We start from the raw sequence: 13,114 nt of genomic DNA, 5'->3' as shown, positions 1-13,114 counted from the left end.
TAAAATATATGGTGTGGATGAACCATACAAATTATTAATTTCATGATCAATTATACAATTAGATACATCAACAACTATGAAAATAATTAAGCAATCCTGTAAGCAAACAGGATGACTTATAAAAACAGACTTATTCCAGATGATGAATGTATATACGAAAATATAAAAAAATAGAGATAGATGCAAAGTTGCATCTACATTAAAATTTAAATTATTCCAAGCTTTTTGGCAGTCTTTTCATCAACTTTTCCTGTGACTTTAAGGACCTTGTCATATTGGAACTCCTTGACAGCCATTTCAGTATAATCCCAATAGATGCCGTCAACCATCAGGTAACGATCATTGTATTCAAGATAATATCCATGGTTTTTCAAAGCACGTTGGATCTTTTTGACTATTGCAGATTCTTTGCTTCCTTTGGAAACTGTTTTCCACACAGACTTGACCTTAATTGTTACCTTTTTGGTCTCTTTGTTGTAGTACTTGTTTCCTTTATAGGTTACTGTGGCCTTATATGTCCCCTTATTGTTGAGCTTGGTTATCTTGAAGGTAGCATTACCTTGGGAGTTGGTAGTTGCTTTATATGTTTTGCCTCCAACTTTCAAATAGACTGTACCCTTCTTGATTGCTTTACCATCATTGTCCTTTAAGGTTATTGTGTACTTTTTGGTTTTTGTAGTTGTCTTGAAGGTTTTTGCATTGGCAGTTATTTTAGGAGTTGCCTTTTTAACTACAACCTTGACATCATCATCACATCCAAGATAGTTGCCATTGCCAGCGAATGATATTTTTGCAGTGTATGTTTTTGGAAGCATATTGCTGACTTTAACTTTGACCTGACCATTTTCATCAGTGGTGTAGTTTTTAGCTACACTTAACTCAACAGTTACAGTGGCATTAGTCAATGGATTGCCTTTACTGTCAGTTAATGTGATTACAAGGTATTTGTCGACTTTATATGTTGCAGTCACATCATCTGCAGTTAACTTTGTGGAATCCTTAGCTATATTAACTGTAGTGTTTTTTGAAGCAGATTTGTATTTGTCATCACCGGAGTAAGCTATTTCTACAGTATGATTACCTACATTTAATTCAGGTAACTTGACACTTGCAGTTCCGTTTGTTACTGTTACTGTGTCTATAATTTTACCATCAACTGTTAAAGTTACGTTTCCTTCTGCATCACTTGGCAGCTTGACATCAACAGTAGCATTATCTCCAAATGCAATGTCAGAAGGAATAATAATTTCAGGAAGAGTATCCTTTTTGTAAACAGTTATTTCTTTAGTTTCATTTACCGGATTATATTTTCCATCACCAGAATATGAAATCTCAACAGTATGATTACCAGCACTCAAGGAAGGAATTGTAACATCCACACTTCCATCTTTTACCGCTACACTATCAACAACTTCACCATCAACCTTAACAGTAACATCACCCATAGCATCACTAGGCAATACTACATCAATAGTTGAATTATCACCGACAGTAATGTTTTCAGGTATTGAAACATTTACATTAGTGTCCTGTTTATTTACTGTAACAGCAACTGTAGCATTTGAAGCAACATACTTGTCATCACCTAAGAATCTTACAGTAATATTAGCAATACCTTCACCAACCGCAGTAAGTTCCCCAATACCGTTAACAGTAACAACACTCACATCACTGGATGTGAAATCTAACTCCCCAGCTTCACTAGGAGTTAAAGTAGCATTGACTTTAACTTCATCACCGACTTTTAAATCAAGAGTTGTATTAGTTAATGTAATTTCAGCAGGTATTTTACTTACAGTTACAGCAACTGTGGTTGAATTTTCAGCGTAAACTCCGTCGCCGCCAACTTTAACAAGAATGTTTCCAGTACCCTCCCTTAAAGCAGTGATATTGCCATTTTCATCAACAATGTAAACACCAGAATCATCCTGAACGAAAGTAACATTCAAACCATCAGGATTTGTACTAGCAACAACAGTAAAATTATCATCTACAAATAAATTCAAAGTAGAGTTATTTACGCTGATGATTGCATCTTTTAAAGTGACAGTAACACTGATGGTTTTATTTTTAGTGGCTGTATAATTTTCATTGCCTGCAAATGAAACTGTGATTGTGGCAGTACCTTTAGCAAGAGCTTTAATTTTACCATCTTTAACTATAACAACTGTTTCATTGTTTGATTTGTAGGTTAAGTTGCCTGCATCTGCAGGAGTCAAGGTAGCCCCTGAAAGAACTTCATCAAGCACTTTTATGTCCATAGTTGCAGAGTCAACTGTAATTTCAGCAGTTGCCTTATATACGATGATTTTTACTTCTTTAGATACAGAGTTATGATCACCATCCGGCACTGTTGTTACATTTAAAGTGTAGTTGCCAACAGCCAAACCTGAAATTGGAATAGTATAATTATTTATAACAGTGACATCTGTTCCATTGATACTGGCAGTAATTTCAGTAGCGCCAGTAGTTGTTACAGTAACATTCTTGCTTTCACCAAAATTCAAAGTAATATCATCCAACATTATTGTTGAATCAGGTTTATTTATTGTAATTGTTCCATTGTTGACAGTTACATTATCCAATCCAGTATATGATGCATTTACTTCATAGACTCCGTAATCATCAAATTTATGTACTGCCCACCAAGTTCCATTACCACCATAATTGGCACTAATTTCCTCACTGTTTGGGAGGATAAATAGTAATTCTATTCTCAAAATGGATTTTACCTCTTTTTTCTAATCTGATGAGATTATCCTCAATATTTTCACAGCCAAATCGGGAAAGATCATCAGATTGACGGAATTCAGAAAACTCTGGTACAAAATCGAAAAGTTTAAATTCTATTGGCTCCATATATTCATATGGAGCTTTTGTTTTGATATTGGACATATTAATATATTAGCTCCACTTCATATATTAATTTTACTGCTTTTAAATTAAAAAATAAGAAAAAATAGAACGAAAAAATTTGATACTCAAAAACTAGTGAAAATTCAAATCACACAAGTTTTTGAAAGTGACAATATGGGCGGGAGCGACGGTAAACTGATATTAATAATCCTATCGATTTTTTCATGAAAATGATGGAAGAGATGAATTTCAAACATTATAGATTTTTTAACTTATAACTATTAGAAAGAAACATTGTCTGATTAATAATTCAACCATCTCCCCCGTCAACATTAATATTCACTCAAATTGTCATCCTATATATTTTCTGTGGGATATTTTCACATTATTCTGATTGACCATGGCATATTGCATGGTGGTGTCAATCTGCACATGGCCCAATAGCCTTTGAACTTGTTCTATCGGCATTCCTTTGTCGATTGCATTGGTTGCCATTGTTCTTCTGAACTTGTGGGGATGCACTTTTTTGATATGGGTTTCATGACCAAGTTGGCGCATTTTTTTTCTACTCCAGCGATTCCAAGCCGGTCGTGAGGTTTTCTTAATGACACAAAGAGTGCGGGATTGGTGTCATTTCTGGACTCCAGGTATTTTTGGAGGTGAATTTTTGTTTTTGCGTCAAAGTATACTATACGTTCCGAGTCGCCTTTGCCTAATACTACACATTCCCTTTCACTAAATAAAACGTCATCGATATTTAGGGTTACAAGTTCGCCTACACGCATACCGGTTGATGCCAAAAGTTCAATCATTGCCAAATCCCTGATGTTGGCACAGTTGTCCCTCAAGACTTCGAAATTCTCATCGCTTAAAACCTCTTTTACTACCCTTCTAGTTTTAATCCTGTGAATTCTTCTAACCGGATTTTTTAAAATATAATTTTCATCTTCAAGCCAGCTGAAAAAGCTGGACAGAACCCGTCGGATATTATCGATTGTTGATTTGGATGCATTGCTTTCATTTTTATAGTCAGAGAGATATTTTCTTAAATCATCAGTAGTTATATCTTCAATTCTGGAATTGATTGAATTCAGCATGCCCATAATTGTATTCTTATAATAAGTAATTGTTTTTTGAGAGCAGCCTTCAATCTCTTTGGCTGAAAGAAAAGACAACAGCAATTCATGATTTTCTTTTGTTCATCATGTTTATCTTTTTTAAACACTTCAAAATCATTTAAGATTATTTTAAGATTCATATCAAGCTCTTCAAGTTGAACTTCATTTAAAAAAGGCACCATTTTAGCTTTTATATTATTAATCAAATCATTTTTCATTAAAATCCCATATACGAATATCTTTTTATAACTGCAAAATTATTCCCATAAACCTAACTTCAAGACATGATGAAAAAAGTTAGTAATATACAACTAAAATATTAAAAAATTTAAAAAGTTAGTATTATATACCTGAAAAAATATAATATAATTATGGTTCAAAGAGATTTATACATGAAACAAATTATCCCATTAATTGATAATGAATTAATCAAAGTGATTACAGGCATTAGAAGATGTGGAAAGTCCTATATGTTGGGGCTAATTAAAGAAGAACTCCTTAAAAGAGGAGTAAAAGAGCATAACATCATAATCATTAATTTTGATAGTAAAAAATATAAAAACATCAAAAATAATAATGAATTAGACAAAATTGTTGAAAAATCAATCAAAAATAAAAAAGGAAAAGTATATCTATTTTTTGATGAAATCCAAAACGTTAAAAAATGGGAACGCTCCATTGCAGGATATAAAATAGATTATGACTGTGACATTTACATCACAGGATCCAACTCAAATTTACTGTCTGGAGAATTGGCAACCCATTTAACCGGAAGATATTTCGAAATAAAAATGTATCCATTTTCATATCAGGAATTCCTTAACTTCCATCAAAAATCAAGCAGCTTAGAGATGTTTAACGAATATCTCCAATATGGAGGAATGCCCCAAACATTCATGCTTGACGAAACACAAAAAATAGAATACTTGGATGATTTGTTCAACTCAATTTTTTACAAGGACATCGTTAAAAGATATCAAATAAGGGACATCGGCATTCTCGAAAGACTGACAACTTTCATTTTTGACAATATAGGCAATATATTCTCCGCTTCAAGCATTATGGAATACTATAAAAAAGAAATGAATATTAAAATTTCAAACAAAACAATATCAAACTATCTCAAATACTTGGAAAATGCATGCTTTATAAAAAAAGTAAAAAGGGAAGATTTGGAAGGCAAAGGCATCTTGAAATTCAATGAAAAATACTATGTAACCGACCATGGCTTTTGTGAAGCAAAAGCAAAAGGAAACATTGACAATATAGGAAGAGTTATGGAAAACATTGTTTATTTCGAGTTTTTAAGAAGAGGCTGGAAAATAACAATCGGAAAAACAAAAGATTATGAAGTAGATTTCGTCTGCAGAAAACACAAACAGACTATATATGTGCAGGTAAGCTATTTACTTGAAAGTGATGAAACAATTGAAAGAGAATTAAGACCCTTTTCCAAAATCAAAGACCATTATCCAAGATACATAATAACAATGGATCAGTTTGATAGGTCTCGAGATGGAGTAAAACACATTAATCTATTAGATTTCCTAACAGATGAAACAGACCCGATATGAAAATTTTTCAACAAAAAATGCAATCGACACATCTTAGATATTATTTCATTGTTTAAAATATTAAAACTCCATAAGTTTATAAACTGATATTTATAAAACCAGTTATTCTATATAAATATGCAGATTTAATCCCGATTTGAAAACAGAATTTAAATAGCTAAATAATGGTTTTAAATATAATCGGATAGAAGAAAATCGATTATATTCCTATGTTTCAGACCTTCTCCTGAAAAGTCCATTTGATCCATGCTCAGCACATACTTGTCAAAGTTATCATTGATTTTTGCAAGAGCGGAAAACTCCCTTTCAATTGTCTCATCACCGGATAGCATGTATGTTACCTGGATATAGATTTTTTCTTTGTCTTTTGTGCAGACGAAATCTATCTCCTTTTCGTTTAAGATTCCTATTCTTACATCATATCCTCTGCGAAGCAGTTCTATATACACGATGTTTTCCAGAATTGAACCTATGTTTTCTATCTCCCCATATTTTGCCTGAAAGAATCCATGATCAACCAGATAATATTTTTCGTTGTGCAATAATACTTTTTTTCCTTTGATGTCTTCTCTTTGGGCTTGATGTATGAAACATGCGTTTTTTGAGTATAATAGGTAATCTAGAATTGTGTCCTTTGCTATTTTTCTTCCCTCATGCTTCATGTATTTTGATATGTTTGTTGCTGAGAAGTTTTTTGCCATGTTCATTATGACATAGTCAAGTATTCTGTTGAGCATGTCCGTGTTTCTGATGTTATGTCTTGTTATGATGTCCTTTAGGAGTATGGTATTGTATATGTCTGATAGGTAGGAGTATTTGTCTTGTCTTGCAACCTGCTGTATTGGAGGCATTCCTCCATATTCAACGTATTCCCGAAACAGTTCGTTTAGGTTGATTACATCCCTATTTTCCATTTCCCTTTTGTATTGGAGGAATTCGGAAAATGAGAATGGATATATGTTGATTTGGTAGTATCTTCCGGATATGAGTGTTGCCATCTCTCCTGAAAGCAGTTCTGAATTTGAGCCGGTGACATATAGGTCACAGTCAAGGTCCACTCTGCATGCATTGATGCTTTTTTCCCAGTTTTCCACGTTTTGTATTTCATCAAAAAGCAGGTAAACTCTGCCTTCAGTATTTTCTGTCAGCTTTGCAATGCATTCATCAAGCTGTTTGAAGTTTTCTATTTTATTGTATTTCACTGATTCAAAAGATATCAGGAAAATGTTTTCTTCAGGTATTCCTCTGTTTTTGAGTTCTTCACAAATGCTTTTTAAAAGGTATGTTTTTCCGCTTCTTCGAACTCCTGTAATGATTTTGATTGGTTCCTTATCTATTAATCGTTCTATCTGGTTTAGATAGGATTTTCTTTTTATCATTTTTTCCACAACCTCTTTACTTTTAATAATTTATTGTACTTTAAACCATATAAATATTGTAGATTATACTCGACAAAAAGTATAAAAATAACATAAGTGTAGAATACAATAGACAAAATTGTTAAAATTAACAAAATTGTAGAGTTCAATCTACAAAATAATGGGAGTCAATACATATCATCCATATTGTAGTATTACTTTATTTAATATAAGTATTACTATTTATGGCTCGCATCTTTTCCGACAAAAGATATGATAAAAAGTCATGTAAACTGATATTTATAATCCCACACACAAATCGAATGAGACATCATTTTTTGACAACCATATGTATGCCAGTGAAGTCAAGTCCTGCCGACCCCATACCCAACATTTAAATACGATTAAAAGAATAGCCACCTATAACAGAGCAATCGAGGCATGCCATGAGAAACCTGTTAAGACCGCTTAAAAACAAAGTTCCCCAGATGACATTGATAGTGATTTTTCTCATCGTTCAGGCATACGCCAACCTAACCCTGCCATCATACACTGCAGACATTGTCGATATAGGCATACAGAACACTGATGTTAATTTCATAGTCAACACAGGAATCACTATGCTTTCGATGGTGCTCATCTCCGTGATTGCCGCCGTTTTCATATCATACCTCTCAAGCAGGGTCTCATCAGGATTTGCGAAGGACCTGAGAAAGGTCGTCTACAGGAAGGTCCTCAAGTTCTCGAACCATGAGCTGAACGACATTTCAAGGTCATCGCTCATAACACGCACCACAAACGACATAAACCAGATCCAAAGCGTCATCGGCGTGATTTTTACGACACTTCTTTTTGCGCCTATCCTAGGAATCGGAGGAATCGTCAAGGCCTTCGAGCTTGGAACCGACCTTTCATGGATCATCCTGGTGACTTTCATAGCGGTTGCCGTCCTCCTGATTTTCGTGCTATTGAGAACTCTTCCCTACTTCAAGATCACCCAGGAAATCATTGACAGGATGAACAGGACAGCAAGGGAAATACTGATTGGGATACCTGTAATCAAGGCATTCGTAAGGCAGGACACCGAAAGGGAAAGGTTCGAGGCCATAAACAGGGACTTTCTTGACGTCAACCTGTATGTCTACAGGAACATCTTCATCATATTGCCCTCAATGACGCTGATCTTGAACCTCATGATTGTGGCCATCCTCTACTTCGGTGCATACGATGCACTGAACTCCTCCATACTTACGGGAGAAATCATAGCGTTCATCCAGTATTCGACACAGATTGTGACCTCATTCATCCTGATGGGAGGGTTCCTGATTATTCTTCCAAGGATTCTGGTCTCAGGAAGGCGTGTTGCCGAAGTGCTCAACACCGAAATCACAATAGCCGACGGGAACCTGGAGGCGACCCCCGAAAGGCCGGCACTTGAGTTTAAAAACGTGTGCTACCAGTATCCGGGAAGCGAAAGGCAAACCCTCAAAGACATCAGCTTCAAGCTCGAGGCTGGAAAGACCACTGCCATCATCGGAGGAACCGGAAGCGGAAAATCGACTATCCTCAATCTCATTCCTCGCCTTCAGGACCCCACCTCAGGAGAGATTCTAATCGACGGCACCGACATAAGGGACTTCAAGCTCAAATCATTGAGGGACCTCATCAGCTTCACTCCACAAAAGGCCATTCTCTTTCAGGGAACTATCAGGTCAAACATGCTTATCGGGAAAAGCGATGCCACTGATGATGAAATCGGGACCGCCCTTGAAAGGTCGCAGGTCGACTTCATCCAATCCATAGACGATGAGGTCGCACAGGGAGCGTCCAACTTTTCGGGCGGGCAGAAGCAGCGCCTGTCGATTGCAAGGGCCATCATCGCCAAGCGCTCGTTTTATCTGTTTGACGACTGCTTTTCAGCCCTTGACATGAACACCGAGGCAAAGGTGAAGGACAGCCTGCACGAGCTCAAGGAAGGTTCATCCATATTGATTGTATCCCAAAGGATTTCAACGATTCAGGATGCAGATGAGATTTTGGTGATGGACAACGGCGAGATAATTGACCGTGGTACACACAATGAGCTGAATGACTCATGCAGTATATATCACGAGATTGTAAAATCCCAAATTGACAGCATGGAGGCGAACACATGAGCCCTCCGCCTGCAAAAAGAAAGCCTCCAGAAAAGGCGGCAGACAACAGAAAGGCAATCAGAAACATATTGAAGCTGCTTGGAAGATACAAGCTCAAGCTGATTGTGACCGTAATCTGCGCAGTCATATCAACGCTTTTCAGCATAATCAGCCCGCTTTTCATCGGCCAGGCAACAACAACAATCTATAACGGAATAAGCAACATCGCAAACGGCACCGGCACAATCGACCTGAACAGCCTGATTCAACTCCTGAGCATAGTGGTCATCCTCTACATCATAAGCTCTCTGTTCTCATACCTGCAAAGCTACTTTTTGGTGGGAATCTCAACCAAAATCAGCTATAGCCTAAGGTCACAGATCATGGACAAGATCACCGCCCTTGCAATGGAAAACGTGGACGAGAACAAGAGGGGAGACATACTTTCAAGGCTCACCAACGATGTGGATTCTCTTCAAACCGGAATCACCCAGGCATTCCTCCAGATGCTCACGGCAGTCATCACAATCATCGGAGTGGTCGCAATGATGCTCTACATCAACCTGTGGATGACACTGGCCATAGTAATCCTGATTCCAATCACATTCCTGATGATCATATTCGTGACAAGACACTCACAGAGCTACTTTTTAAAGCAGCTGTCGTTTAAGGGAAGCCTGAACGCGCAGATTGAGGAGACCTTCACAGGCCATGACATGATACGAGCATTCAACCAGGAAGCCTCATCAATCGAAAAGTTCGAAAGCGACAACGAAAACTGGTATGACCAGGAATGGAAATCCCAGTTCTTCTCAAGCCTCACAGGCCCTGCAATGAACTTCATCTCAAACTTCGCATACGTCCTCATAGCGGTGCTCGGCGCAATATTCGCCCTGCAAAAGACAATAGCCGTCGGGGACATACTGGCATTTTTCCAATACATCGAAAACTTCACAAGACCTATACAGCAGATAACAAGAGTGATGAACCTTGTGCAGACCGCAATGGCTGCAACCGAGAGAATATTCGAGTTTCTGGAGCTTGACGATGAAGACAACCCATCCGACAGGCAGCTTACAGAAGTCAAAGAATCCATTGCCTTTGAGGATGTGAGCTTCGGATACGAGCCTAACGAAAAGATAATAAACGGCCTGTCATTCGACGTTAAAAAAGGAGAAAAGATAGCGATTGTAGGCGAGACCGGTGCGGGAAAAACCACAATAGTGAAACTGCTCATGAGATTCTACGACACCAACAGGGGCTCAATCAGGATTGACGGAGTCGACATCGACGAGTTCGACAAGCACTCCCTCAGGTCACATGTCGGAATGGTCCTTCAGGACTCCTGGCTATTTTCAGACACGATAGCGAACAACATCCGCTATGGAAACCTGGATGCGACAGACGAGGAGGTCATTGAAGCGGCCAGGCAGGTCTATGCCGACAATTTCATAAGGCAGCTTCCAGAAGGATACGATACCGAGCTCAACGAGGATACCGACAACATCTCCCACGGACAAAAGCAACTCCTCACAATCGCAAGAACCATCCTCTCAAAAAAGGAAATACTGATTCTCGATGAGGCAACATCATCCGTAGATACAAGAACAGAAAAGCTAATTCAAAAAGCGATGGACAAACTGATGGAAGGAAAAACAAGCTTCATAATAGCCCACAGGCTGTCAACCATCAAGAATGCGGACAAGATCATTGTAATCGAGAACGGAGAAATCATAGAGCAGGGAACACATGATGAGCTATTGTCCCAAAAGGGATATTACTACAACACCCTGAACTCACAGAACAAGAGAAATATTATCTAAACAAAAATATCCTATTAAATTTATTTTATTAATACTTACAATATTTTATAAAAAATTATAAATTGAGATAAAATTATAAAAAATAGATTATATGGTAATATTAATTGATTAAAAACCATAAATATAATTATTATTAAGAATAAGTAATATTATGATAAATAAAGACTTAATAGAAAACTATCACTATGAAAAATTAAACAAATACCCTGATTTAAGCAAGTTTAGTTGTGGTGTTAAAGACCTTGATGAATTTTTAAAAGAAGATGCGTACAACCAACAAGAAAAAAATCTGAATGTGACATATCTAGCCATTTATAAAGATGAGGTAATCGGATATGTGTCATTATTAACAGATAAAATTAAATGTAAACAAATTGATAAATCAATTCAATCTGAATATGAAAGCTATCCCGCCATAAAAATTGGAAGACTAGCAGTAAATGAAAAATATAAAGGTTTAGGATTGGGGAATAAAATTTTAGCCTCAATTTCTGAATTAATTAAAGAAATTTCTGAAGAAGTTGGCGTTAGTTTTATTACAGTAGATGCATACTGTAATGCAAGAAAATTTTATTTAAAGAATTCATTCAAACAAAAAAGAATTCATAATAGCGAAAATCTAAAAAGAAAATCACAAAGAGATGAAACAACATCAATTTTCATGTATAAACATATAAAAAAAGTGAAAATTACCTAGATGAATTAAATCTAGGGATTTTCTTTGCATTTTTTACACGCTCATTAAATTCTTTTTCTTGTTGAGTTAATGGCCGCTTCATATATTTTTTTAAATCATCTACATCCTTTTCATCAAAAATAGGAGTAGGAGCTATAGGTTTTGCCATTTTATCACCTATCATATATTATATTCCCCATAATTAATAAATTTTATTCATGAATGGCTTCAATTTTACATACATAGAACAATTTTTTAACAATCCAGAAATATTAATCATCCTTTAGATGCTCCAAGCACTCAGACCAAACTTTAAATGAATCCTCATCCAGATATTCAATTGAGTTTGCTTTTGAAAACATCTCATCGCAGAGGGCATAATCTCCCATGTCAAAGCATGTGAATGCAATTCCCTTGACGGCCTCGACGGATTTTTCGTTCCTTTTCAAAACGGAATCATATACATCTATCGCATCGCCGAAGTCTCCGTTGAGCCTGTTTGCATTTCCAATTGCCAGCCACACTTCCACATCATCCTTCAGTGAAAGGGCATTAACGAACTCGTCAATGGCTTCAGAGTATCTTTCCATGTTGACCAGTGCCTGGCCTTTGATGAAATAAGCATCAAAATTCTCTTTTCTAACAGCAAGGGCCTTATCGCAAAGCTCGATTATTCGTATATTGGTCTTATATACATCAATGAACTCCCCTGAATTCAATCTGGCCATCTTTTTTCTTGCCCTTCTTATGTAATCCTCATCCCTGTTCAAAAACATTTGGGTGTTTCTGTATTGCCTTTTGACGTCTTCAGGCAAATCATCAGAGCTGATTATTTCAGACTTGAATTTGGATATGTCATCGACAATGTCATCGGCCCGCTCAATGGCCTGCCCGCTGAATTCATCAAAATCAAAGTCATCCAACTGTCGCTTGAACTCATGCGAATCGATGTCGCTTAAAATTTCCTCTTTAAAAAAATCGATCTTATCGGAAACTGACTGTATGAAACTTGATTCGAAGAATACCTTATCTGTGCTTCTTCTGTTAACCTTAATATCATCTTCTGCCTTGTCCTTTTTCATGAAAAACACCACAAAAACAATGACTGCTAAATGATATTACATGTTGAGATATAAAAAGCTTTCTAAAAAATAGTTTTTGAAAAAAAGAAAAAAAGTTAGTGAGAGGTTAGTCTCACTAGTTAATTGTTATTTTTACTGTTTTGCTTGCGGAGTTGTATGTTTGGTCTCCAGCGTAACTAATCTTAGCATTGTATGTGCCTTTCTTAGTCAATTGGAGATTGAATGATACTTGTCCTTTAGAGTTGGTAGAACCAGTGTAGGATTTACCGTTTATATCCATGGTAACTTTCAATCCAGTTCTGAGGTGCACTTTACCGTCAGCGGATGAACCAGCTATTGTGCTTAGTGTTGCTGTGTATTTTTTGGTTTTTGCAGAAGCCTTGTAGGTTTTTGCAGAAGCCTTGATTGTGATTGGTTTCTTATCAAGGTCAATACATACTACAGCAAATGTGCTGTTGTATTGGTCGTTTCCTCCGAAGGAGAATGCCAATG

General features: G+C 36.6%; 10 protein-coding genes and 2 pseudogenes. 5 read left to right on the top strand and 7 right to left on the bottom strand.

Translation table 11 applies throughout. The features are described 5' to 3' along the window. Positions 1–206 precede the first annotated feature (206 nt). The 3 genes and pseudogenes from IJE64_RS01045 to IJE64_RS01030 all read right to left on the bottom strand — a co-directional run bounded on the left by IJE64_RS01045 (position 207) and on the right by IJE64_RS01030 (position 4,192). The gene (locus tag IJE64_RS01045; protein ID WP_292780768.1) at positions 207–2,720 is read right to left on the bottom strand and encodes an Ig-like domain repeat protein; all 2,514 of its coding nucleotides are present in this window, start codon (positions 2,718–2,720) and stop codon (positions 207–209) included. A gap of 487 nt (positions 2,721–3,207) precedes the next feature. Then, positions 3,208–4,031, bottom strand: a pseudogene (xerA, locus tag IJE64_RS10645) (site-specific tyrosine recombinase/integron integrase). Next, positions 3,947–4,192, bottom strand: a complete 246-nt coding sequence (locus IJE64_RS01030; RefSeq protein ID WP_292781082.1) for a hypothetical protein — start codon at positions 4,190–4,192, stop codon at positions 3,947–3,949. Before IJE64_RS01030 ends, xerA begins: the two are co-directional and overlap by 85 nt. A 153-nt stretch (positions 4,193–4,345) precedes the next feature. On the opposite strand from IJE64_RS01030, the gene IJE64_RS01025 reads away from it, so the two are divergent. Then, the gene (locus IJE64_RS01025) at positions 4,346–5,548 is read left to right on the top strand and encodes an ATP-binding protein (protein WP_292780765.1); all 1,203 of its coding nucleotides are present in this window, start codon (positions 4,346–4,348) and stop codon (positions 5,546–5,548) included. A 170-nt stretch (positions 5,549–5,718) separates the two neighbouring features. Here the strand turns inward: IJE64_RS01025 and IJE64_RS01020 are convergent, their stop codons facing one another. Continuing rightward, a complete protein-coding gene (locus IJE64_RS01020; protein ID WP_292780761.1) occupies positions 5,719–6,927 on the bottom strand; it encodes an ATP-binding protein in 1,209 nt (402 codons plus the stop codon). Between the two features lie 328 nt (positions 6,928–7,255). Between IJE64_RS01020 and IJE64_RS01015 the strand changes: the two genes are divergently transcribed. From IJE64_RS01015 to IJE64_RS01000, 4 genes are all read left to right on the top strand, one after another. Further along, a complete protein-coding gene (locus tag IJE64_RS01015; protein WP_292780758.1) occupies positions 7,256–7,378 on the top strand; it encodes a hypothetical protein in 123 nt (40 codons plus the stop codon). Between the two features lie 16 nt (positions 7,379–7,394). After that, positions 7,395–9,062 (top strand): ABC transporter ATP-binding protein, encoded by a 1,668-nt coding sequence (locus IJE64_RS01010; RefSeq protein ID WP_292780756.1) that lies wholly within the window; start codon positions 7,395–7,397, stop codon positions 9,060–9,062. Then, a complete protein-coding gene (locus tag IJE64_RS01005) occupies positions 9,059–10,864 on the top strand; it encodes an ABC transporter ATP-binding protein (protein WP_292780753.1) in 1,806 nt (601 codons plus the stop codon). Before IJE64_RS01010 ends, IJE64_RS01005 begins: the two co-directional genes overlap by 4 nt. 151 nt (positions 10,865–11,015) lie before the next feature. Next, positions 11,016–11,561 (top strand): GNAT family N-acetyltransferase, encoded by a 546-nt coding sequence (locus IJE64_RS01000; RefSeq protein WP_292780751.1) that lies wholly within the window; start codon positions 11,016–11,018, stop codon positions 11,559–11,561. Here IJE64_RS01000 and IJE64_RS00995 read toward each other — a convergent pair. The 3 genes and pseudogenes from IJE64_RS00995 to IJE64_RS00985 form a co-directional block, all read right to left on the bottom strand. After that, positions 11,554–11,709, bottom strand: coding sequence for a hypothetical protein (locus IJE64_RS00995; protein WP_292780749.1), 156 nt, complete (start codon positions 11,707–11,709; stop codon positions 11,554–11,556). The two genes, IJE64_RS01000 and IJE64_RS00995, sit on opposite strands and share 8 nt — an antisense overlap. Before the next feature lie 103 nt (positions 11,710–11,812). Further along, on the bottom strand, positions 11,813–12,622 hold the full coding sequence (locus IJE64_RS00990) for a tetratricopeptide repeat protein (RefSeq protein WP_292780747.1): 810 nt from the start codon (positions 12,620–12,622) through the stop codon (positions 11,813–11,815). Positions 12,623–12,737: 115 nt separating this feature from the next. Beyond that, a pseudogene (locus tag IJE64_RS00985) lies at positions 12,738–13,114 on the bottom strand (adhesin); the annotation flags it as partial.

This window comes from Methanobrevibacter sp., from assembly GCF_017409525.1.
Classification (GTDB): Archaea; Methanobacteriota; Methanobacteria; order Methanobacteriales; family Methanobacteriaceae; genus Methanocatella.
This window is presented reverse-complemented; position numbering and strand designations above follow the sequence as displayed.